Source organism: Halomonas sp. SIMBA_159, from assembly GCF_046536035.1.
Classification (GTDB): Bacteria; Pseudomonadota; Gammaproteobacteria; order Pseudomonadales; family Halomonadaceae; genus Vreelandella; species Vreelandella venusta_A.
Genome location: NZ_JAWJBT010000004.1, coordinates 187501 through 210571, shown reverse-complemented (window position 1 = coordinate 210571; position 23071 = coordinate 187501). Strand labels below are relative to the sequence as shown.

The window sequence follows — 23071 nt, the reverse complement described above, 5'->3', positions numbered from 1 at the left end:
ACCCGCGTGCTGTCCGGGCACGACCACAGAAATATGCGGTGAGTAAAAAGCCAGTCAGGCTTAACTGACTGGCATTAGGCCCTATGGCCTGCCTTTTGCTATCTATACAGCGGTAAACAGTGCTTATTCATCAAGCGAGCCGTTGCCATCACTGGGAGGTGCCTTATAGTGCCCGGGGATTTTCAACTTCTCTCCGTTAGGCAGGTCGCGCACTTGTGTTGGAACATAGACACGTTTAATAACACTTTTCGCTTTGCCATCTCCCATGGCGATCTCCTCCTGTCAGATTGTCGACAGTTTGCCACTTCACATTAGCGCTTGATGTTGGAAGAATCAAGCGGCTAATAGGCGCCAAATGGAGCAATCTTATCTTGAACGTTGACGAAGGGGCAGGCGTTAGCGAGGTTTTAAGGTATCCTGGAAGCTATCATAACCTGCTTTTTGACAGGGTGAGTGGGTGATAATACAAACTGCTTAAGCGGAGTGAAGAAAAAGGATGGTAGATCACTTGGAAGAGCAATTTCAAGCACTTGGGGCACAGGAATCGGTAACCCCCGACTACCCGGACCAGGATCACGTGCTGATTATCGAAGATGATCAGCGCTTGGCGGAGCTCACCCGCGACTACCTGGAAGCGAATGGCTTCCAGGTCACGTTAGAAGCGGATGGCGCAAAAGGTGTGGATCGCATTTTAACGCTTCAGCCTGATTTGGTGATTTTGGACCTGATGTTGCCCGGCGAAGATGGTTTGGCGATTTGCCGCCGTGTACGGCCTAACTTTGCCGGCCCCATCATGATGCTAACGGCCCGCACCGATGATCTCGATCAGGTGCTGGGGCTGGAGATGGGGGCTGATGACTATGTGCCCAAACCCGTTCAGCCGCGCGTTTTGCTGGCGCGTATGCGAGCGCTTCTACGCCGAGCCGATGGGCCAGCACCCGATGGCGAGATGCGACTCAAATTTGAAAATCTAGAGATTGATAACGCTACCCGTGAAGCCTGGCTCTCCGGTGACCGCATTGACCTGACCAGCGCAGAGTTTGACCTGCTGTGGCTGCTGGCACGCAACGCGGGCCGGGTGCTGACTCGCGAGGAGATTTTCAGCGACCTGCGAGGTATTAAATACGACGGCCAGGACCGTTCGATCGACGTGCGCGTGTCGCGTATTCGACCCAAAATCGGCGATGACCCTAACCAGCCGCACCGCATTAAAACAGTGCGTAGTAAAGGCTATCTGTTTGTAAAAGATAGCTAAAAGAGAGGTTGTCTAATGCGGCGAGTGCTTAGCCCCAGCACGTTTTTGCGCTTCTACCTACTGCTGGGCCTAGCGCTATGCGTGGTATTTTTTATCGCGCTAGGCGGTCGTTCGTTTATCGAACAGGTGCGTCGTGAAGATTACCGTGAGCAGCTTGCCGCGCTGCCTATGTCGCTGATGACCCAGCAGTTAGCAAGCGTGCCTCAAGAGAGCCGTGCTGCCATATTAGGCAATTTCTCTGAGCAGCTGGGGATGCAACTGACGCTGCGCAAGATGCAGGACGCTCAGCTTGGCTATTTTGAACGGGCAAGGATTGAGCGGGGCACGGTGTTAGTGGCTGAAGAGCCGTGGCAGCTGCGTCAGCGGCTGCCGGCGACCAGCAGCGTCAGCGAAGAGTGGATGTTAGAAGCCACGTTTACCACGTGGAGTGAACGGCAGTGGCAAGGCAGTATGGTCTTGCTGGGGGAGTGGCTCGCCGCCATGCCCGCCGAGGAGCGTCCTGATGCGCTTGCACAGCTGCGCCCCGGCAGTTGGCCGCTCAGCCTGCTCAATGCGCTACCCGACGACTTAACCACCGAGCAGCAGTTTCAGCTAACGCTGGGAGGCGTGATTACTCGGCTGGTGTCTGACAAACTTGCCATCACGCTGGTGTATCAAGTGCCGAATGCCACAGGCGACGCTGATCAGTGGCTTCAGGCAGGGCCTATCTCTCGCGGAGACACACTGCCGCTCAATTTGCACTTACCGCTGTTAGTGGCACTGATGGCGGTATTAAGCCTGATTATTTATCTGATAATGCGCAGTATCGAGTCGCGCATGGCGCGGCTGGAGCTAGCAGCGACACGTATCGCCAGCGGTCGGTTGGAAACCCGCGTTAAAGTCGAAAGTGGCGATTTCCTCGGGCGTTTGGGGATGGCGTTTAACGGCATGGCCAATCAGGTGCAGAGCCTGCTGCGTGGACAGCAAGAGATGATCCGCGCGGTTTCCCACGAGCTGCGCACTCCCGTAGCGCGCATCCGCTTTGCGGTGCAGATGGTCGAAGATATGACCGATCAACCCACCATCCAGCGTCAGCTCCAGGGGATTGATGCCGATATCTCTGAGCTAGACGAGCTGGTCGACGAGATTCTGACCTACGCACGGCTAGGCGGCGAGACGGTGAACGGTGCTGAGCTGGAGATGGCGCTGGTCGATTGCCGTGCCATGGCTGAGCGGGTGATTGATACACTGGCACCGCTACACAGCGGGCAGACATTAACGTTAGTGCCAGGGCCAGACATTGAGCTGTTAGCAGAGCCACGCTACCTGCAGCGAGCACTGCAAAACCTGGTGGGCAATGCCTGCCGCTACGGTAAATCCCAAGTGGTGATTCGCCTGTGGGATGAGCCGCGACTGGTGCGCATCGACGTAGAAGATGATGGGCCGGGGATCCCCTTTGATGCCCGCGCCGATATCTTTAAGCCCTTTGCACGTTTGGACGACAGCCGAGCCCGTAGCTCCGGGGGCTACGGCCTAGGCCTTTCGATTGTGCAGAAAATCATGGCAGGCCATGGTGGTAGTGTCACCGTGGACAGCAGTCCTGCGCTGGGCGGTGCGCGCTTTACGCTGCTGATTCCTCGTCGCGATTCGCCGGTTTAATCCCTGACAGCACCGCAAAGGAGGTCTCCTTGGCGGTGCGTAAAAAGTCCTGCATCCACGGCGCTTCCACCGACTCCTCACGAATAGCGGCATAGAGCGTGCTCCAGATGCCGTGTTCGCCCAGCTTCACAGCGCTCACATAGTCGCGCTCTAAATACTCTGTGAGCGCCCAGTTGGGCAGCGCACACACCCCACGACCACTCGCTACCAGCTGCATCATCATGATGGTTAGTTCTGCGGTACGAATCTCTTTAGGGCGCACGTTCGCCGGAGCCAAAAATTGCGTGAAGACATCCAGTCGCGACTGCTCCACTGGGTAGGTGATCAGTGTCTCGTCGGCCAGCGCGCTAGGTTCGATATAGGGCTGGCCCGCAAAGCTGTGCTGGCGGGCCACCGCTAGCAGCCCCTCGTAACGAAACAGCGGCACGTAGTGCACGCCTTCCAGCGGCTGAGGGTCGGCGGTAATCACTAAGTCCAGCTGCTCACGAGCCAAGGCAGGCAGCGGGTCGAAGTGGTGCCCGCTAGGGATATCGATCTCCACTTCCGGCCAGTGGTCGCGGAAGTAATCCACCGTGGGCATCAGCCACTGAAAACAGCTATGGCACTCGATGGCCATGTGGAGCCGCCCCTGCTCGGTGCCCGCCAGTCGCGCCAGATCCCGCTCCGCTTTGCGGACCTCCGGCAAAATCTCATCGGCCAGTGCCAGTAGCCGCAGCCCTGCCCGGGTGAACTCCACCGGCCGAGTCTTGCGCACAAACAGCGCGCTATCCACGCGGCTTTCCAGATCTTTCAATTGGTGCGAAAGGGCCGACTGCGTTAAGTGTACTCGCTCGGCGGCTTCTACCAGCGAGCCGGTTTCGCGCAGGGCCAGCAGGGTGCGCAGATGGCGTAATTCAATCATTGTGAGTATTTTTCATGTTTGATATTAGAATCTTTAGTTTGATTCACGTTTGTGCGGCGCTCAAACTGTGTGAAATCATTCACGTTGGAAGGATTCATCATGACAGTTTCTCATATTCTCGGCTATCCCCGCATTGGCGCTCAGCGCGAACTGAAAAAAGTCACGGAAGCCTACTGGAAGGGCGACGTCAGCCGTAATGAGCTGGAAGCCGCAGGCCAAGCGCTACGGCTTGCCCACTGGCAAACCCAGCAGGCTGCGGGCTTAGACATGGTCAGCGTGGGTGATTTTGCCTTTTATGACCAAGTGCTGAACGTTTCCGTGATGCTGGGCGCGGTGCCTAGCCGCTTTCACGCCCAAGACGAGGTCAACGCAGGCCGCGTTGACCTGGATACCGCCTTTCGTATGGCCCGTGGCCGCGCGCCGAGCGGTACCCCGGCGGCGGCCTGCGAGATGACCAAATACTTCGATACTAACTACCACTACCTAGTGCCAGAGCTTCATCAAGGTCAGACGTTTACCTTAGCCACCTCGCGGCTATTTGACGAGGTAGACGAAGCCCTGCAGGCGGGCTTTACGCCTAAAGTAACGCTAACCGGCCCGCTGACCTGGCTTTGGCTGGGCAAAACCAAAGGGCAGGAGTTTGACCGTCTTGAGCTTCTCGATAGCGTATTGGATGTTTATAGCGAGACGCTTTCCCGCCTAGCCACTCAGGGCGTTGAGTGGGTGCAGCTAGATGAGCCTGCGCTGGTTCAGGATTTACCGCTGGCTTGGCAGCAGGCGTATGAACGCGCTTACCATCGCCTGCAATCGGCTCCGCTAAAGCTGCTGGTGGCCACTTACTTTGGCGCGCTGGGTGATAACCTCTCTCTCACCACGCGGCTGCCGGTGGAAGGCCTGCATATCGATGCCGTGCGTGCCCCCGAGCAGGTGGAGAGCGTGATTGATCGGTTAAGTCCGCATCAGGTGCTTTCGGTAGGTTTAGTGGATGGCCGCAATATCTGGCGGGCCGATTTGGCAGCACTGCGTGAGCGCTTACTGCCGCTGAAAGTGCGGCTGGGTCAACGGCTGTGGCTCGCGCCTAGCTGCTCGCTGCTTCATGTGCCGGTTGACCTGCATCAGGAGAACGAACTGGACGCCGAACTGGTGAACTGGCTGGCGTTTGCTCGCCAGAAGCTGGATGAAGTGGTCACCCTGGCGCGACTGATTGATAACCGTGCTATGCAGGAAGATGAGCAGCGCCTGAGCGAGGCAACCCGCGCCTTGGATGCACGCCGTGAATCGACGCGTATCCACCAGCCGGCGGTGAGTGAGCGCTTGGCAGCCGTCACGCAAGAAGATAGCCAGCGTCAATCGCCCTATGCCCAGCGCGCGCAGGCCCAGCGTCGCCTGCTAAAGCTGCCGCTATTCCCCACGACCACCATTGGCTCATTCCCACAGACGGATGCTATTCGTGCTGCACGCCGGGCTTTCAAAGCCGGTGAACTCAGCCAAGCGGACTACGAAGCGCGGATGCGCGAAGAGATTGCCTACGCGGTGGAGCGTCAGGAAGCGCTGGGCCTGGACGTGCCGGTGCACGGCGAAGCCGAACGTAACGATATGGTGGAGTACTTTGGCGAGCAGTTAGACGGCTTTGCGTTTACCCGCTTTGGTTGGGTGCAGAGCTACGGCTCCCGCTGTGTGAAACCACCGATTATCTTTGGTGACGTGACCCGCCCCGCGGCGATGACCGTTCGCTGGAGCGAGTATGCCCAGTCGCTGACCCAAAAGCCGATGAAAGGCATGCTGACCGGACCGGTGACGATTCTGCAGTGGTCGTTTGTGCGCGATGACCAGCCCCGCGCCACTACTTGCCGTCAGATTGCCCTGGCCCTGCGCGACGAAGTGTGTGACCTGGAGAAAGCCGGTATTCATGTCATTCAAATTGACGAGCCAGCGCTGCGTGAAGGGTTGCCGCTGCGCCAAAGCGAGTGGCAAGCGTACTTGGATTGGGCCGTTGAGAGCTTCCAGCTCAGCGCGGCAGGCGTGGCCGACAGCACTCAGATCCATACCCATATGTGCTATTCGGAGTTCAACGACATTATTGGTGCCATTGCCGCGCTGGATGCCGATGTGATTACCATCGAGACCTCCCGCTCGGATATGCAGCTGCTTAATGCCTTCCAAGACTTTGCATACCCCAATGAAATAGGGCCGGGAGTTTATGATATCCACACGCCCAATATTCCTGATATCGAGTGGATGGTGACGCTGATGGAAAAAGCGTTAGAGAAGATCCCGGCAGAGCGCCTGTGGGTGAATCCAGACTGTGGCTTGAAGACCCGTGGCTGGGCAGAAGTAGAACCTGCCTTGGCTAACATGGTAGAGGCCGCTCACCAGCTGCGTCAGCGCTACGCCTAAGCCAAGCCGAGTTAAACCTTAATCCTGTTTGCCCCGCTGCGCGCCGCAGCGGGGCTTTTTGCGTTAGCTCTTCGAGGCGTAGGCGTATAGCAGCGTTTCCTGAGCGCTAATCGCATCGCCGTTGCCAGGGTCCTGTAGCTGGTAGCTGCCGTCGCTTTGCAGTAGCCAGCTCTGGCAGTTATCCACCAAGTAGGTTTCCAGGTCTTTGCGAACGCGGGTAGCGAGCTTTTTATCCAGCAGCGGGAAGCAGGTTTCTACTCGGTGGAACATGTTGCGCGACATAAAGTCCGCGCTAGAGCACCAGATTTCCGGCTTGCCGTCGTTGTGGAAGTGAAACACCCGTGTGTGCTCTAGGAAGCGTCCAATAATCGAGCGAACGCGAATATTTTCTGAAACCCCCGGCACGCCCGGCTTCAAACAGCACATGCCGCGAATAATCAGGTCGCACTCTACGCCCGCCTGTGAGGCCCGGTATAACGCCTTAATCAGCTTGGGCTCAGTAAGCGAGTTGCACTTGATAATGATATGGCCGCGTTTGCCTTTACGTGCCACCTGGGCCTCGCGGTCGATCATTTCAACGAGACGCTCGTGCAGCGTAAAGGGTGCATGCAGCAGCGTGTCAATTTTGCGCGCTCGCCCCATGCCGGAAAGCTGCTGGAACACTTTATGTACATCGGCACACAGCGCTTTATTGGCGGTGAGCAGGCTGTAATCGGTGTACAGCTTGGCGGTTTTGGAGTGGTAGTTGCCGGTGCCCAGGTGCGCGTAGTGTCTCAGTTCGCCTTTTTCACGGCGCACGATATGCAGCATTTTGGCGTGGGTTTTGTAGGCCATAATGCCGTAAATCACAATTGCCCCAGCCTCTTGCAGCCGTGACGCCAGCTGCAGGTTGTCGGCTTCGTCAAAGCGTGCCCTAAGCTCAATCACCACCGTGACTTCTTTACCCTGGCTGGCAGCATCTACCAGCGCGCTGACAATGGGCGAGTCTGAACCGGTGCGATAGAGCGTTTGCTTGATGGCCAGCACGTCAGGGTCACGAGCGGCTTCCCGTAGTAAATCTTCAATGGGTGAGAAAGATTGGAAAGGGTGGTGCAGCAAAATATCGCTTTTAGCGATAGCGCTGAACAGGCTACCGCCTTTTAGCGCCTTAGGAACGCTAGGGGTAAAGGGGCGATACAAAAGCTCTGGCCGATCCACATCGCCCAGCACCGCCATCATGCGCGTTAAATTCACCGGTCCTTGCACGCGATATAAGTCGCCATTCTCTAAATCGAACTGGCGCATTAAGAAACCGGTTAAATCGTCTGGGCAGTTGTCGGCAACCTCCAAGCGTACGCCGCTGCCGTAACGGCGGGCCAGCAGTTCACCGCGTAGCGCCGAGGCGAGGTCGGAGACCTCTTCAGGGTCCACGGTCATATCCGCGTTTCGGGTGAGACGGAACTGATAACAGCCACGCACGCGCATGCCGGGGAACAGCTCTTCGGCGTGGGCGTGAATCATCGACGATAGGAAAACGTACTCAGAAAAACCTTCTGCACACAATTCTTTCGGCAGCGCCATCAGGCGGGGCAGCGAGCGGGGGGCGGGAAGAATAGCCATACCGCCGGCGCGTCCAAAGGCGTCTTTACCTTCAAGCTCAACAATAAAGTTAAGGCTCTTATTCACCAGCCGTGGGAACGGGTGGGAGGGATCTAGGCCAATGGGGCTGATGACCGGCATGATTTCGTTATCGAAGAAATCGCGTACCCAGGCTTTTTGTTCCTCTGTCCACTGATCTCGGCGGCGAAAGCGTAGCCCTTGTGCCTCAAGAGCGGGCAGCAGGGTGTCGTTAAGAATCTGATATTGGCGGGCAATCTGTTGATGGGCCGTCTCGGAAATCTCAGCCAGTACGGCTTTGGGCAGGCGGCCATCGGCAGCGGTCGTGTCATCCCCTAACGCCATCTGATGCTTTAATCCCGCCACCCGGATTTCGAAAAATTCATCCATGTTCGACGAGAAAATAAGCAGGAACATCAGCCGGTTTAGCAGCGGATGCGCATCGTCCAAGGCCTGCTCTAATACGCGAATATTAAACTGTAGGTGTGAAAGCTCGCGGTTAAAGTAGAGCTGCGGGTCGTCCAGATCGGCTTCCGTCTGCGACTCTTTCGCTTGAACCCCGGTGGGCGTGCGGTTGATGCGTAGTGGTGCACTGTCATTGTCACCGCTTGGCGGATCATTGGGCTGTGCTGTGAGTGATACTGGCGTGGAATCTGCTGCGTTGTCGTCCATGGTTGCCCCCCGCGTGAGTGGTTCTTGCCCATCATAGCGTTATAACGTTAATTAAGGGGAGTATGCAGAGGGAAGATGACAAACAAGTGTCACTGATTTGTCATCTTAATCACCCCTATGGCACTTAACGCTGTAGCAGGCGGGCGGCCTCCAGAGCAAAGTAGGTCAAAATGCCGTCAGCACCCGCGCGCTTAAAGCACATCAGTGATTCCAAAATCACCGGCTCTGCTTCCAGCCAGCCGTTATCAAAGGCCGCACGGTGCATGGCGTACTCGCCGCTGACCTGATAAGCAAAGGTGGGCACCTGCAGTTCACTCTTCACCCGGCGAACCACGTCTAGGTAGGGCATGCCCGGTTTGACCATGACCATGTCGGCACCTTCGGCAATGTCCATGGCCACTTCGTGCAGCGCTTCATCGCTGTTGGCGGGGTCCATCTGATAGGTGCGTTTATCTGCTTTGCCCAGATTGGCGGCTGAGCCGACCGCATCGCGGAAGGGGCCATAGTAGTGGGAAGCGTATTTAGCGCTGTAGGCCATAATGCGCACGTTGTGCAGATGTTCCTGCTCTAGCACCTGACGAATGGCCCCAATGCGGCCGTCCATCATATCGGAAGGTGCAACGACATCCGCACCTGCTTCGGCGTGGGAAAGTGCCTGCTTGAGCAGCGTATCCACCGTGCGGTCGTTCTGTACGTAGCCGTGCTGATCCAGGATGCCGTCCTGGCCGTGGCTGGTGTAGGGATCTAACGCCACATCGGTGATGATGCCTAGCTCCGGCAGCGCCTCTTTGAGAGCGCGCACGCTGCGCTGTACCAAACCGCTGGCGTTGTAGGCCTCTTCGGCCAGTTCGCTTTTCTGTTCAGGGCCAATCACCGGGAACAGCGCCAGCGCGGGAATGCCTAGCGCATAGGCTTCGCGGGCTTGCTCAATCAATAGATCAATCGAGAGACGCTCAACGCCGGGCATGGAAGCGACTGCTTCGCGCTGATTTTCACCTTCTAAGACAAACACCGGCAGAATCAAGTCGCTGGGCGTCAGCGTAGACTCCTGCATTAAGCGGCGAGAGAAGTCGTCCCGGCGCATACGGCGCATTCGGGTGGCGGGAAAATGGCGTGGGCTTGGGGTATTCAACGGCTATCTCCAGACAATCGCATCGTGGCTGCCCTGTGGATCAGGGCTTAGTGTGAGTATATCAGTCATGCCATGCAGCGAAAGCCGCCTTGTGGCGGCGATTGAGACTGACTAAAGTGAGCCATTCAGCCACATGGATGGCTTGGACAAGGAGATAGGCATGACGAAGCAGGTAGCAGTCGTATTAGCGGGTTGTGGCGTGTTTGATGGCTCAGAGATTTACGAGACCACTCTGACGCTGCTTCGCCTGGATCAATTGGGGATCGGTTATCGCTGCTTTGCCCCGGACGTGGCGCAGCATCATGTGATTAATCACCTGGACCAAACGCCGGTAGAGGGTGAGACCCGTAACGTGCTGCAAGAGTCTGCCCGCTTGGCACGCGGCGATATTAGCCCGATCACTGAGCTGGATTCTGATGCCTTCGATGCGGTAATTGTGCCGGGTGGTTTTGGGGTTGCCAAAAATCTGTCTGACTTCGCCATGAAGAGCGACAGTATGCAGGTGCTGGAGAGCGTCAAAGAGGCGTTGGCGGGCTTTAAAGAGGACGCCAAACCCATTGGTTTGATGTGCATTGCGCCTGTTATGGTGCCGCGTTTGTTAGGCGACGGTATTTCCGTCACCATCGGCCATGATCCGGGCGTGTCTGGTGCCATCAGCGCTATGGGCGGCCTGCACCGCAGCTGCGGTGTGGAAGATATCGTCGTGGATCACGAGCACCGGGTGGTCACAACGCCTGCGTACATGCTCGCCACACGCATTAGCGAAGCCGCGACCGGTATTTTCAAGCTGGTAGATCGCATTGATGAAATGATGGGCTAGTCGCCTGCGCGATCATGGTGGGTAGGGAAAAAAGCCTCTGTCATCGTGGGATGACAGAGGCTTTTTAGTATCGCTTGGTGACGCTTAGTGTCGTGTGCTTACGACTCCTGCTCCTCGGTGTCTGCTTCTGCCCGGCGCTTACGTACTAAGCGACCAAACAGCAGCCCCACTTCATAAAGCAGGTACATGGGGATCGCAAGCAGGCTTTGGGAAATCACGTCCGGCGGTGTGAGCAGCATGCCGACCACAAAGCAGCCAAGAATGATGTAAGGGCGTTTTTTGGAGAGGCTCTCAACGGTGGTAGCCCCAGACAAAATCAGCAAAAACGTCGCGATGGGAATTTCAAACGCTACCCCAAACGCGAAAAACAGCTTCAGTACAAAGTTGAGGTACTGATTGATATCGGTCATGACCGCAACGTTTTCCGGGCCGGTTTGGGTGAAAAACTCAAACAGCAGCGGAAACACCACGTAGTAAGCAAAGGCCGCACCGCCATAAAACAACGCCACGCTGGATACCAAAATCGGTATGGCCAACATTTTTTCGTTGTCGTAAAGCCCCGGTGCGACAAACGCCCAGGCCTGATGCAGCACGAACGGAATGGCAATGAAGACAGCCACCACCAGGGTGAGCTTGAACGGCGCTAAGAAGGGAGAGGCCACCTCGGTGGCAATCATCTGCGAGCCTTCTGGGAGCAGCGACATCAGTGGGTCGGCCACAAAACTGTAGATGTCGTTCGCAAACGCGTAAAGCCCCAGAAACACGACCAAAATTACCACAATGGCCTTCATCAAGCGCGAACGCAGTTCGATGAGGTGCTCAATGAGAGGCGCTTGGCTTTGGTCGTTATGCGGCTCCTGGGAATCGCCAGACATACTCATTGGTGGTTGCTATCCTTTTGCTGGTCGGCCTTGTCGGAAGGAGCTGGAGCAGGGGCGTCTTCACGAACGGTTTGTAGCGCGTCATCCAGCCGTGCGCTGGCATTGGCCACCCGCTGTTCGGTGGCGTCCTGAGTGTCCGCCTTGGCCGCAGTGCTGGCGCCAGGGCTATTGTTGCCAGAACTATTGTTGCCAGCGCTATTGGCCGTACGACTAGAAGAGGGCGCGTCAGTAATGCTCTCTACCTCCTGCTTCGCTTTCTTCAGGCTGTCGTCGAGCTTTTGCTGCTGTTCATTGAGCTTTTGTCTCAGCTCTTCCGCTTCCAGTTGGGCGCTGATCTCACGCTGCATGCCGGATACCGTACGCTTGATCTTGCCGATCCATAACCCGGTGGTACGTGCTGCCTTGGGCAGGCGCTCAGGGCCGAGCACCAGAAGTGCCACGATGCCAATGAGCATGAGTTCAAGAAAGCCGATATCCAGCATGGGTTATTTGCGCTCTTCGTTACGGTCTGCGGTATGAGCGTCTGCGGCGCGCTTCTCTTCTGCCTGAACGTCGTAGGTGTTGCCCACGTCTTCGTGGCTAACCTTCGCCTGAGGCTGATCGGCGTCTTTTTTGTCGCCCTCTTTTTCCTCTTCGTGCATGGCCTTCTTAAAGCCTTTGACCGCACCGCCTAAGTCGGTGCCCACATTACGCAGTTTTTTAGTGCCGAAAACCAGGATGATAATGCCCAGAACAATCAGCAACTGCCAAATACTGATACCACCTAACATATGCATTTCCTCATCGGTGCGGGGTTAACGTTGTGGTCGGGACGCTTTTTCGTCGTGGCCAGAAATACCGAACCGCCGGGCGAGCTCATCAAGTACCCGCTGGTGGTCAAGATCCAGGTGAGACAACATCACAAGGCTATGAAACCACAGGTCGGCCGTTTCAGCGATCAACGCTTCGCGGTCCTGTTCGCTGCCGTGTTCAGCATCCTTGGCGGCAAGCAGAGTCTCGGTGGCTTCTTCACCTACTTTTTCGAGTATCTTGTTCAATCCCTTATGATGCAAGGAGGCAACATAAGAATCTTCTGGATTAGCATGGCGCCGCTGCTTTAAAACGTCAGCAAGGGCATCTAAAACAGGTGCGTGGGTAACGTCGGTCATGGTGTTCTCTTTATCAATCGGCGGCGTCGTTTCGTCAAGTGATTGCATCGTATCAGTGCCAGAGCAGCAGTATTAAGCCGGCACCGGCAGCCGCGAGTATCGGCCAATCCTGAGTGGCAGCCCAACTACTGAGTGGCTGCCAAGCCAGCGCAATAGCGACTAGGGCCAAGCCAATGCGCAGCCGATGCTGGCGTTTACCTTGCTGACTCATTTGGCGGCGCATCTGGCTGATCGCCGTCACTTGCTGATGGCGCTGACGATGCTCATGCTCCATGCGGCTAAGGGCCTGATGGGCCAATACGGGCAGTTCAGGCAGCTGATGAGAAAGCTCCGGTGCTTGGCGCTTGAGCGATTCCCACAGCCCGCCAATGCCTGCCCGCTCTTTCATCCACTTCTCTAAATAGGGCTTGGCGGTGCTCCAAAGGTCCAGGTCGGGGTAGAGCTGGCGGCCCAGGCCTTCAATATTTAGCAGCGTTTTTTGCAGCAGCACCAGTTGGGGCTGCACTTCCATATTAAAACGCCGGGCGGTTTGGAAAAGCCCGAGCAACACCTGCCCAAAAGAGATGTCCTTGAGCGGCTTCTCTAAAATGGGCTCGCAAACTGTGCGGATAGCGGCGGCAAATTCGTTGGCGCGGGTGTTTTCACCTACCCAGCCCGATTCAATGTGCAGCGCGGCGACCTCGTAGTAATCCTGGTGGAAAAACGCCAGCAGGTTTCGGGCCAAGTAGTCCTGATCTTCCCGCGTTAGGCTGCCCACGATGCCGCAGTCAATCGCAATATACTGGGGGTCGTCTGGGTCGTCGCAATTAACAAAGATGTTGCCAGGGTGCATGTCCGCATGAAAGAAGTTATCGCGGAACACCTGGGTGAAGAAGATTTCTACCCCGCGCTCGGCGAGCTTTTTCAGGTTAGTGCCACGGGCAATGAGGGTGTCCAAATCAGCCACCGGTACGCCGCGAATACGCTCTTGTACCATGACGTTGCGGCGGGTGTAGGGCCAGTAAATAGTGGGCACGAACAGCAGCGGCGAGTCTTTGAAATTACGCTTGAGCTGAGAGGTGTTGGCGGCCTCTTTGTAGAGGTCCAATTCGTCGAATAGCGTGGCTTCGTAATCGCGGATCACTTCGACGGGGCGTAAGCGTCTAGCTTCAGGCACCTTGGCCAGCAGCTTAGCAACCTGATACATCAAGCCCATGTCTTGGCGCATAATGCGGTCAATGCCAGGGCGGATAATTTTGACCACCACGTCTTCGCCGCTGTGTAGCGTGGCGGCATGCACCTGCGCAATGGACGCTGAGGCCAGCGGCACCTGATCAAAGGCGGCGAACGCCTCTTGAAGCGACATCTCCAGCTCTTTTTCCACCCGCGCCGCAGCCAGCTCGCCGGGGAAGGGCGGCACCTGGTCTTGCAGGCGCTTCAGCTCGTCGGCGATATCTTCGGGCAGCAGGTCGCGGCGGGTAGAGAGCATCTGGCCAAACTTAATAAAAATAGGCCCCAGTGCTTCCAGCGCAAGGCGCAGGCGCTCGCCTCGGCTGCGTTCGCCCACCGGCACAAGCTTGAGTGGCGAACACCGTAGCAATACGCGCATCCATAGCGGCAGGCGCTCAGCAGGAATCAGGGTGTCTAAACGATGCCGAGTCACCACCCAGACAATTTTAAACAGCCGCAGGCTCATCCGCGCTGCTCCTTAGGCGTTGATGGTTCCGCTTGCTGCGTGAGTCGCTTATGCAGGCGGTTAAAACGTGCTTCTAACCGGTCGGTGGCAATCTCAAGCTCGGTCAGGTGGTCGCGTAGTACGTCCCGCTGCTGGCGGCCGGGCAGCAGGCGGGCTTCTTCAAACACGTACTCTGACACGTCTTGAAAAAGCTCATCTTTAGCACGTAGCCCCCAACGTGCAGCGCGGCGAATGCCTTCCGCCAGGGAGTGGGCGGGCAGGTCACCTAGCCAGCGCGCAAGCTCGCCTTCCCAATCGATATCCAGATCGAATAGCAGGTCGCGGGTAGCCTCCAATAGATGAATACGACCGCGCACGGCCAATTTGCCGTCGAACATCAGCCGCTCAATGGAAGCGCCGCTCAGCCACTCGGAGAGCGTTTCAGGGGTTAGTTCTACCACGGCATCAACGCCGGTCTCTTCCACCTCATCGCCATGCTGCAGGTCAATGCCCGTCGCGTGGTAGCACAGAAGAAGCGCTAAATGAGGTCTCTCAAGCCGCACCAACAGTCGGCTGCCCGCCAGCGCCGCCAGCCGCGTAGGTGCGGCTGGGTCGCGGGCAAGTAGAGCATTTAACGTGCGTTCACATCCGGCCAGCAGCAGGGTCGGGGTGACTAGCATGCTGACCTCTGGTGCCAGGGAATGATCGCTTGATGCTGCTGTGTCATAGCTTGATGCCGCGGTGGAGGGCGACAATACCGCCGGTCAGATTGGTGTACTCGACCCGCTCAAGCCCGGCCGTTTCCATCATGGCTTTCAGGGTTTCCTGATCCGGATGCATGCGAATCGATTCGGCCAAGTAGCGATAGCTTTCGCCGTCACCCGCCACCAGCTCGCCCATTTTGGGCAGCAGGCGGAAAGAGTACTCATCGTAGGCTTTGGAGAGTAGCGGGTTGTTGGGCTTGGAGAACTCCAGCACCAGTAGGCGGCCGCCTGGCTTGAGTACCCGTGCCATGGAACGTAGCGCGGCATCCTTATCGGTGACGTTACGCAGGCCAAAGGCAATGGTAATACAGTCGAAGCTGTTATCCGGAAAGGGCAGGCACTCGGCGTTGGCCTGCACGTACTCCACGTTGCCGCCCACGCCGTTATCCATCAGCTTGTCGCGGCCAACGCGTAACATGGAGGCATTGATATCGGCCAAAACGACTTTGCCACGCGGGCCAACCAAGCGGGAGAACTTCAGGGTGAGATCGCCCGTGCCGCCAGCGATGTCCAGCACATGGTGTCCTGGGCGAACGCCTGCGCGCTCAATGGTGAGTCGCTTCCAGACCCGGTGAATGCCCATGGACATCAGGTCGTTCATCACGTCATAGCGGGCGGCCACTGAGTGGAATACATCGGCCACGCGAGAGGCTTTCTCGTCGACCGGTACTTCTTGGTAGCCGAAATGGGTAGTGCGCTTTTCGGTGGGGCTCATGGGGCTTTAGCTCCCGAGTTCGAGGCGGTAGTTGTTGACCGTTAGGTCATCGCAATAAGTGGTTGGCAACATTGTAGCCTTCCCGACCCCGGCTTGTCTGCGCTTCACCTGGGGCACCGCGTCACAGCTGCTTGAATTGAATGCCCGCAGGCTCGCGGGAGGCCCCTGCCTCTTCCAAGCGTTTGAGATAGTTCTGCCAATAGGCATCTTGATGCGTGGCAAGGTCAAACAGGTAGTTCCAGCTGAACAAGCCGCTGTCATGACCGTCATCAAAGTGCAGCTTGAGGGCGTAGTTACCGGCCTGAGTAATATTTTGCAGGCCGACTTCCTTTTTACCGACTTGCAGAACGGCCGTGTCGCCGCCGTGGCCGCGCACTTCGGCAGAAGGGGAGTAAACCCTTAAAAATTCAACGGGCAGCCGATAGGTGTCACCGCTGGCATAGCCAAGCTCCAGCTCGCGAGCCTGCTTATGGTAGTGAACCCGTGTGGGTGTCGGGGCATTCATGAATACGGGAACCTCGAGACGATAAGTAGCAAAAACAGCTTGCCCGCAAAGCGGGCAAGCTGCCGGTGGCTATACCGATAGTAGCGCTTACAGAATATAGCGCGATAGGTCTTCGTCGACCGCTAGTTCGCCTAGCTGAGCGTTGACGTAGTCAGCGTCGATGACCAAGGGGCTATCCATATCACCACCCTTGAACGAGGCCTCTTCCAATAGGCGCTCTAGCACGGTGTGCAGGCGGCGCGCACCGATATTCTCGGTGCCTTCATTCACTTGCCAGGAGATTTCGGCAATGCGCTCAATACCGTCCGGGGTGAACTCAAGGTCTAGCCCTTCGGTTGCCAACAGCGCTTGGTACTGCTTGGTCAGTGAGGCAGACGGCTCGGTGAGAATCCGCTTGAAGTCGCCCGGCGTCAGCGCATCCAGCTCAACGCGAATCGGCAGACGGCCCTGCAGTTCCGGAATGAGGTCTGAAGGCCGCGACAGGTGGAAAGCACCGGAGGCGATAAACAGAATGTGGTCGGTTTTGACCATGCCGTACTTGGTCGACACCGTCGAGCCTTCGATTAGCGGCAGCAGGTCGCGCTGCACGCCTTCCCGAGACACTTCGCCACCGCTGGACTGGCCGCTGCCTTTGGCGACTTTGTCGATCTCGTCCAGGAACACGATGCCATGCTGTTCAACGGCTTCCACCGCACGGGCTTTGATCTCTTCTTCGTTGACCAGTTTGCCGGCCTCTTCATCACGCAGCAGCACCAGCGCCTCTTTCACGGTCACACGGCGCTGCTCACGCTTCTGTTGCCCCATGTTGGAGAACAGGCTCTGCAGTTGGCTGGTCATCTCTTCCATGCCCGGCGGGGTCATGATGTCGATGCCTTGGCCGTGTGAGGAGATCTCAATATCGATCTCTTTATCGTCAAGCTGGCCTTCGCGCAGCTTTTTGCGGAAGGTCTGACGGGTGCCGCTATCTTCGCGGGGCTTATCTTCTTGGCCTCGGGGCGGCGGCAGCAGGGCGTCGAGTACACGGTCTTCAGCGGCGTCTTCGGCGCGGTGGCCGACTTCTTCTTTAGCGTGCTCGCGGACCATCTTGATCGCCGCTTCCATCAGGTCGCGAATAATCGATTCAACGTCGCGGCCCACGTAGCCCACTTCGGTGAACTTGGTGGCTTCTACCTTGATAAACGGCGCACGGGCCAGCTTCGCTAACCGGCGGGCAATTTCGGTTTTACCCACGCCGGTGGGGCCAATCATCAGGATGTTTTTCGGCGTAACTTCCGGGCGCAGCTCGTCGTCTAGCTGCATGCGACGCCAGCGGTTACGCAGGGCAATGGCCACGGCGCGCTTGGCATCTTGCTGGCCGATAATGTACTGATCCAGCGCATGGACGATTTCGCGGGGTGTCATCTGGGTCATTAAAGTGGCCTCAACGTTCGTTGATGTTCAGCTCTTCGAGCGTCACGTGGTGATTGGTGAATACGCAGATGTCACCAGCGATGGCGAGGGATTTTTCGGTGATCTCGCGAGCGGACAGCTCGGTGTTCTCAAGCAGCGCGCGGGCGCTGGCCTGGGCAAAATTGCCGCCTGAGCCAATCGCAATGATGCCGCGCTCTGGCTCAACCACATCGCCGTTACCGGTAATGATCAGCGAGGCGCTGTGGTCGGCCACGGCCAACAGGGCTTCTAAGCGGCGCAGCGCGCGGTCGGTGCGCCAATCTTTGGCCAGCTCAACCGCTGCCTTGGTTAAATGGCCCTGATACTTTTCAAGCTGCGCTTCAAAACGCTCAAATAGGGTAAAGGCATCGGCGGTGCCACCGGCGAAACCGGCCAACACTTTGCCACGGTAAAGGCGGCGTACTTTGCTGGCATTGCCTTTCATCACGGTGTTGCCAAGCGAGACTTGGCCGTCGCCCGCGAGGGCTACTTGGTTACCGCGGCGAACGGAAACAATTGTGGTCATGGAGATAACTCCTTGGGGGAGACGCGCTCCCGATGACTGATCGGCCACTCTAGGCGGCCGTAAAAAAAGCGATTCCCAACAAAATGCGGGCGGCTGATAAAAAATCAACCGCCCGCAAGCGAAAGCCATCAGATAAAGCGTGGCTAGAGGCGCTGAGCGCCTAAGAAGTTAGTTCTGTAGCTGGATCAGCAGCGGCTCAATGCCTTGGGTGCTCATTAAGTCCTGAGCGCGGTTGAGCTCACGGGTATCATCGTAGGGGCCAACCTGAACCCGGTGCCACGTGTCGCCGTTGGCCTGCACTTCGCTGATCTGCGCCAGCAGGCTTAGGTTACGCAACCGACTGCGCAGCTGTTCGGCATCGCCAATCTCACGAAACGAAGCGGCTTGCAGCATATAGCGGCTGGGCGTGCTGTTGGTGGCCGCGGGTGCCTGCTGAGCGGCAGCGGCCTGCTCGTTGGGGCGCGTGTTAGCGGCAATCACCTGAGCAATGGGGTCGTCATCAGGCGTGCTGGTGGCGGTTTCTGTGCTACCGGTTGACGTATCGGTTGCCGTATCGCTTGCGTCTGAATCACTGGCCGCTACGGTCGGGGGCGTGATGGTCGAGGGAATCGCCCCGCCGGGGGCGATGACTTCGGTTTCAGGCAGCAGCGTATAGAACTCGAACGTAGGCATAGAGGGCTCGCCGGGCGTTTCGGTTTGCCGCGCCGCGCTGCGCTCATCGCTACCCGCGGGTTTTGGCAGTACCGTCGCCTGAGGAACCTCCTGCTGATCTTGCCAGGGAGCAGTGCCGTGCTGGTGCTGGGCGAGGAAAAAACCAGCGGCCACCCCGACAATCCCCCACAGCCAGCCGGGAATGCGTAGCCCGCCCCCAGAGCGGCGGGCGGACTTACGCTGCGACGTGGCTCCACGGCGGGTGGGCTTAGTGCGCGGGCTGGCCATGGACTACATCTCCTCGGGTGCGCTAACACCCATAAGGTCCAGACCATTGCGCAGCACTTGGCGGGTTGCCAGGCCAAGGGCTAGGCGGGTGTTGCGCAGCGTGTCGTCGTCGACCATCACTTTGACCGCGTTATAGCAGGTGTGGAAGTCACCGGCTAAATCCAGTAGGTACTGGGCAACCTGCTGAGGCTCGCGGTTTTTCGCGGCGTGCTCAACCACTTCTGGGTAGCGAGCCAAGCGGTTAAGAACGGCTTTTTCCTGGTCGCTATCCAGTAGCGCTAAATTGGCCATGGCGACGCTGTGGTCAAACGGTTGGCCGGCATCTTCGGTTTTGCGCAGCATGCTGCATACCCGCGCATGGGCGTACTGCACGTAATACACCGGGTTGTCGTTTGACTGCGAGCGCGCTAGATCGATATCAAAGGTCAGCTGGGAATCGGCGCGGCGAGCGGCTAGGAAGAAGCGCGTTGCATCGCGGCCCACTTCATCAATCAAATCGCGAATAGTGACGTAGCTGCCCGCGCGTTTGGACAGTTTTACCTCAACGCCTGAGCGGGTCACCATGACCATTTGGTGCAGCACGTAGTCGGGCCAGCCTTGTGGGATACCCACTTCCAGCGCCTGCAGGCCTGCGCGTACGCGCGTGACAGTGGAGTGGTGGTCAGCCCCCTGTTCATTGATCACGGTTTTAAAACCGCGCTGCCATTTGTTCAGATGGTAGGCAACGTCGGGCAGGAAGTAGGTGTAACCCCCTTCGCGCTTGCGCATCACGCGGTCTTTGTCATCGCCAAAGTCGGTGGTGCGCAGCCACATCGCGCCATCTTCTTCATAGGTGTGGCCGTTGGCGACCAGCTTCTCGACGGTGGCATCGACATTGCCTTTTTCGTAAAGCGAGGACTCCAGGAAGTAGACGTCAAACTCAACGCCAAAGGCTTTGAGGTCTAAATCCTGCTCGCGGCGCAGCCAAGCAACGGCAAAGGCTTGAATGGCGTCTAAATCATCCGAATCCGCTTTAGCGGTCACTTCGCGGTCATCTGCGGTGACCGTTTTGCCCGCCATATAGTCGTTGGCGACATCTACGATGTACTCGCCGCGGTAGCCATCTTCCGGCCAGCTGGCATCGTCGGGGCCGAGGCCTTTGGTGCGCGCCTGAACGGAGAGCGCTAGGTTTTTGATCTGCGCGCCCGCGTCGTTGTAGTAGAACTCGCGGGTGACGTCGTAGCCGGTGGCTTCCAGCAGGCGGCAAAGGCTATCGCCAATCGCCGCACCGCGGCCGTGGCCTACGTGGAGCGGGCCAGTGGGGTTGGCGGAGACAAACTCTACCTGCACTTTCTCGCCTTTGCCGATCAGGCTGCGGCCAAAAGCATCGCCACTATCCAGCACTTGGGCGACGATTTGTGCGGCGGCGTCGGCGGCGGCAAAGAAGTTGATAAACCCAGGGCCCGCAATCTCGGTTTTTTGAATAGCGTCGCTGGCGGGCAGCGCGGCGACGAGGGTGTCGGCCAGCTCGCGGGGCTTCATGCCGGAAGGCTTGGCCAACATCAGTGCGAGGTTGGTGGCGTAGTCGCCGTGGGCCTTGTCTTTCGTGGGGTCCACTTTAATGGCGGGTTTTAAATCGTCGGGCAGCACGCCTTGGTGCTTGAGCGCGTCAACCGCGCCTTCGAGCAGAGAAATAATCGTATCTTTCATTTAAATATCCGGATGTCGTCGGTGGCGGCGTGTGCATGCGCCCAGGTAATGCAGCGGCAAAGCGCTCATTATCGGCAATTGGCGCGCAGTTTCAAAGCCGTATTCCGTTACGTATGGGGGAGGCCTTATGACAAGGCTAGCCGCTAGGCCAGCGTTTGTGGGTCAATGTCGATCGACCAGCGCACTTTGCGCGCCTCTCGGTTGGCTTCTAACCACTGCACTAGCCAGTTAGCGGCGGCGTGGCGGTGGCTACGTTTGTCTGCGGTGATCATGACGTGGATGTGGTAGCGGTTTTGGCGGCGCTCCATGGGAGCGGGTACAGGCCCCAGGCAGCGCACTGGCACATTGGCGTCCTTCAACCACTGGCGTAACGCCTGGGCGGCTTGCTGAGTCAGCGCAAGCGCCGCCTGCTCTTGAGGGCTTTCTACGCGTAGCAGCGCCATAAAGCAAAACGGCGGCAGCTTGGCGATGCGGCGCTCTTCCAGCAGGTTGCGGGCCAGTGCGCCGTAGCCATGTTCGGCCAGCTGGCCTAGGTGTGGGTCATCCGGGTGGAGGGTTTGCACCAGCACGCGGCCAGGATGCGCGGCGCGGCCTGCGCGCCCCGCCACTTGTTCTAATAGCTGTGCGCTGTGCTCTAAAGCGCGAAAATCCGCCGCGTAGAGGCCGCCATCGGCATTGACCACCACCACTAAGGTGACATGCGGTAAATGGTGGCCCTTGGCGAGCATTTGAGTGCCCACCAGCAGGCAGGGCTCGCCGCGCTGAATCTCTTTGAGCACCTGCTCGAAGCTCTCTTTTTTGCGGGTGCTGTCGCGGTCAATGCGGTGAACAGTAGTGTCAGGAAACAGCCCTTGTAGCGTCTCCTCGGTGCGTTCGGTGCCGCTACCCAGCGCACGTAAGTCGCCGCTGCCGCAGTCTGGGCAGGCATCCGGCAGGGCGCGGCGGCTGTCGCAGTGGTGACAGGCCAGCAGCGGTGGCTGGCGGTGTAGCGTCATGCGCGCATCGCACTGGCCGCACTCGGCCATCCAACCGCAGCTGTGGCAGGCCAGGCTCGGTGCAAAGCCACGCCGATTGATAAAGATGAGCGCCTGCTTGCCCGCCGCGAGCGTGCTCTTAATCGCTTTAATCGCGTTGGGCAGCAGCCCCCCTTGGCGGCGCTGGTGGCGCAGGTCGATCAGCTCTAGCTTAGCGGGCGGGTGACGGCTGGGCCGCTGGGTTAGCCGCAGGTGTCGATAAGTGCCCGTAAGCGCCTGCTGCAGGCTTTCAAACGAGGGCGTCGCGCTGCCCAATAATAGTGGAATGCCGTGGTAGTGCGCCCTGGCAACGGCCAAATCCCTAGCGTGGTAGCGCAGCCCGTCGTGCTGTTTATAAGAGCCATCGTGCTCTTCATCAACGATGATCGCGCCGGGGTTCGCCAGCGGGGTAAAAATGGCTGAGCGGGTGCCAATAATCACCAGCGCGCGGCCGCTGGCAGCAGCTTCCCATACATCCAGGCGCTCTGGGTCGGTAAGCCCGGAGTGCAGCGCCACCACCGGTACGCGAAAGCGGCTTTTGAACCGCGCTAGCGTTTGCGGTGTAAGGCCGATTTCAGGCACGAGGACCAGGGACTGCTTTCCTTTGGCAGCGAGCGCTTCGATGAGCTGTAGGTAAATCTCGGTTTTGCCGCTGCCGGTCACGCCTTCCAGTAAACAGGGGTGGTAGCCGTCGAGTTTTTCATGCAGCACGGATAGCGCAGCGGCCTGTTCACGGTTGAGCGGCAGCGACGGTGAGGCGAGCAAACTTCCTCCGGTGGGCTGAGCGGCGGTGAGGGTGATCTCTTGTGGTTGGGTAAAGCCTTTTTTTTGCAAGGCTAATAGCTGGTCCCGCGTGAAGCCGTGGGCGCTCACGGCGCGGCCCGGCAGTCCGTGAGGGTGCTGGCGAAGAAGCGCATAAAGCGCTGCCTGTTTAGGCGCGCGTGCCAGCGCTGTTTCATCGTTGGGTAGCGGAAGCCACAGGGTTTGGGTGCGCCCCGCCATGGGGTGGCCCTGGCGCAGCCTAGCGGGCATGGCATGCTGCAGGGTGTCGCCCAGGCTGTGCTGATAATAACGCGCCGCGAAGTGGCACAGCCACTGCCAGTCGCTGGGTAACGGGGCATCATCAAGCGCTTCACCGATGACCCGCAGCTGCGAGCGCGGCAGTTCACTGCCGGAAGCCAAAGATACCACCACACCCACGACATCGCGGCGGCCAAACGGCACCCTGACCCGCAGGCCAGGCTGCCAGCCACAGGCGGGTGCCCGCGGTGCGGGTAAATAGTCAAACAGGCGTCTTAGTGGCGACGGTAGCGCGACCTTGAGCACCTGAAAAGCGCCCTTAGGCAGCCCAGGTGACGATGGCTGGGCAGAAACAGAATCGGACAATTGGCCTCCGGC

The 23071-nt window shown here is 58.2% G+C and carries 21 protein-coding genes; 4 read left to right on the top strand and 17 right to left on the bottom strand.

Annotation, left to right across the window (positions count from 1 at the left end; all coding sequences use genetic code 11):
* Positions 1-123: 123 nt before the first annotated feature.
* On the bottom strand, positions 124-267 hold the full coding sequence (locus tag R0J87_RS04305) for a hypothetical protein (protein WP_404343447.1): 144 nt from the start codon (positions 265-267) through the stop codon (positions 124-126).
* 229 nt (positions 268-496) lie between these two features.
* Between R0J87_RS04305 and R0J87_RS04300 the strand changes: the two genes are divergently transcribed.
* A complete protein-coding gene (locus R0J87_RS04300) occupies positions 497-1255 on the top strand; it encodes a winged helix-turn-helix domain-containing protein (RefSeq protein ID WP_498884553.1) in 759 nt (252 codons plus the stop codon).
* Positions 1256-1270: 15 nt separating this feature from the next.
* Positions 1271-2893, top strand: coding sequence for an ATP-binding protein (locus R0J87_RS04295; protein ID WP_498884551.1), 1623 nt, complete (start codon positions 1271-1273; stop codon positions 2891-2893).
* On the opposite strand, the gene R0J87_RS04290 is transcribed toward R0J87_RS04295, so the two are convergent.
* Positions 2856-3794, bottom strand: a complete 939-nt coding sequence (locus R0J87_RS04290; protein WP_498884550.1) for a LysR family transcriptional regulator — start codon at positions 3792-3794, stop codon at positions 2856-2858. The genes R0J87_RS04295 and R0J87_RS04290 overlap by 38 nt on opposite strands.
* Positions 3795-3893: 99 nt before the next feature.
* On the opposite strand from R0J87_RS04290, the gene metE reads away from it, so the two are divergent.
* The gene (gene metE, locus R0J87_RS04285; RefSeq protein ID WP_498884549.1) at positions 3894-6191 is read left to right on the top strand and encodes a 5-methyltetrahydropteroyltriglutamate--homocysteine S-methyltransferase; all 2298 of its coding nucleotides are present in this window, start codon (positions 3894-3896) and stop codon (positions 6189-6191) included.
* A 63-nt stretch (positions 6192-6254) separates the two neighbouring features.
* Here the strand turns inward: metE and ppk1 are convergent, their stop codons facing one another.
* Together ppk1 and hemB are read right to left on the bottom strand one after the other, a co-directional pair.
* Positions 6255-8459 carry a polyphosphate kinase 1 gene (gene ppk1 / locus R0J87_RS04280; RefSeq protein ID WP_498884548.1) on the bottom strand — a complete coding sequence of 735 codons (2205 nt, stop codon included), beginning with the start codon at positions 8457-8459 and terminating at the stop codon, positions 6255-6257.
* Positions 8460-8583: 124 nt separating this feature from the next.
* A complete protein-coding gene (hemB, locus tag R0J87_RS04275) occupies positions 8584-9591 on the bottom strand; it encodes a porphobilinogen synthase (RefSeq protein ID WP_188638966.1) in 1008 nt (335 codons plus the stop codon).
* Between the two features lie 160 nt (positions 9592-9751).
* Here hemB and elbB point away from each other — a divergent pair, with 160 nt between their 5' ends.
* A complete protein-coding gene (gene elbB / locus R0J87_RS04270) occupies positions 9752-10411 on the top strand; it encodes an isoprenoid biosynthesis glyoxalase ElbB (protein ID WP_404343437.1) in 660 nt (219 codons plus the stop codon).
* Between the two features lie 98 nt (positions 10412-10509).
* On the opposite strand, the gene tatC is transcribed toward elbB, so the two are convergent.
* The 13 genes from tatC to R0J87_RS04205 form a co-directional block, all read right to left on the bottom strand.
* Positions 10510-11292, bottom strand: coding sequence for a twin-arginine translocase subunit TatC (gene tatC / locus R0J87_RS04265; protein WP_404343435.1), 783 nt, complete (start codon positions 11290-11292; stop codon positions 10510-10512).
* Complete coding sequence (gene tatB, locus R0J87_RS04260; RefSeq protein WP_498884547.1) at positions 11289-11774, bottom strand: Sec-independent protein translocase protein TatB; 486 nt, start codon at positions 11772-11774, stop codon at positions 11289-11291. The genes tatC and tatB overlap by 4 nt, the downstream gene beginning before the upstream one ends.
* A 3-nt stretch (positions 11775-11777) precedes the next feature.
* A complete protein-coding gene (gene tatA, locus R0J87_RS04255) occupies positions 11778-12062 on the bottom strand; it encodes a Sec-independent protein translocase subunit TatA (RefSeq protein ID WP_404343431.1) in 285 nt (94 codons plus the stop codon).
* Between the two features lie 24 nt (positions 12063-12086).
* On the bottom strand, positions 12087-12440 hold the full coding sequence (locus R0J87_RS04250; protein WP_404346088.1) for a phosphoribosyl-ATP diphosphatase: 354 nt from the start codon (positions 12438-12440) through the stop codon (positions 12087-12089).
* A 52-nt stretch (positions 12441-12492) separates the two neighbouring features.
* Positions 12493-14115, bottom strand: coding sequence for a ubiquinone biosynthesis regulatory protein kinase UbiB (gene ubiB / locus R0J87_RS04245; RefSeq protein WP_404343429.1), 1623 nt, complete (start codon positions 14113-14115; stop codon positions 12493-12495).
* On the bottom strand, positions 14112-14774 hold the full coding sequence (locus tag R0J87_RS04240; protein WP_498884546.1) for a ubiquinone biosynthesis accessory factor UbiJ: 663 nt from the start codon (positions 14772-14774) through the stop codon (positions 14112-14114). The genes ubiB and R0J87_RS04240 overlap by 4 nt, the downstream gene beginning before the upstream one ends.
* A 43-nt stretch (positions 14775-14817) precedes the next feature.
* Positions 14818-15573 carry a bifunctional demethylmenaquinone methyltransferase/2-methoxy-6-polyprenyl-1,4-benzoquinol methylase UbiE gene (gene ubiE / locus R0J87_RS04235; protein WP_404343425.1) on the bottom strand — a complete coding sequence of 252 codons (756 nt, stop codon included), beginning with the start codon at positions 15571-15573 and terminating at the stop codon, positions 14818-14820.
* 121 nt (positions 15574-15694) lie between these two features.
* Positions 15695-16078, bottom strand: coding sequence for a gamma-butyrobetaine hydroxylase family protein (locus R0J87_RS04230; RefSeq protein WP_253502031.1), 384 nt, complete (start codon positions 16076-16078; stop codon positions 15695-15697).
* A gap of 87 nt (positions 16079-16165) precedes the next feature.
* A complete protein-coding gene (gene hslU / locus R0J87_RS04225; protein ID WP_188638974.1) occupies positions 16166-17488 on the bottom strand; it encodes an ATP-dependent protease ATPase subunit HslU in 1323 nt (440 codons plus the stop codon).
* 10 nt (positions 17489-17498) lie between these two features.
* Complete coding sequence (gene hslV / locus R0J87_RS04220; protein ID WP_044630495.1) at positions 17499-18032, bottom strand: ATP-dependent protease subunit HslV; 534 nt, start codon at positions 18030-18032, stop codon at positions 17499-17501.
* Positions 18033-18200: 168 nt separating this feature from the next.
* Positions 18201-18971 carry an SPOR domain-containing protein gene (locus R0J87_RS04215; RefSeq protein ID WP_498884544.1) on the bottom strand — a complete coding sequence of 257 codons (771 nt, stop codon included), beginning with the start codon at positions 18969-18971 and terminating at the stop codon, positions 18201-18203.
* 3 nt (positions 18972-18974) lie between these two features.
* The gene (gene argS, locus R0J87_RS04210) at positions 18975-20660 is read right to left on the bottom strand and encodes an arginine--tRNA ligase (protein ID WP_498884543.1); all 1686 of its coding nucleotides are present in this window, start codon (positions 20658-20660) and stop codon (positions 18975-18977) included.
* Positions 20661-20803: 143 nt separating this feature from the next.
* Positions 20804-23059 carry a primosomal protein N' gene (locus R0J87_RS04205; protein WP_498884541.1) on the bottom strand — a complete coding sequence of 752 codons (2256 nt, stop codon included), beginning with the start codon at positions 23057-23059 and terminating at the stop codon, positions 20804-20806.
* Positions 23060-23071: the final 12 nt, after the last annotated feature.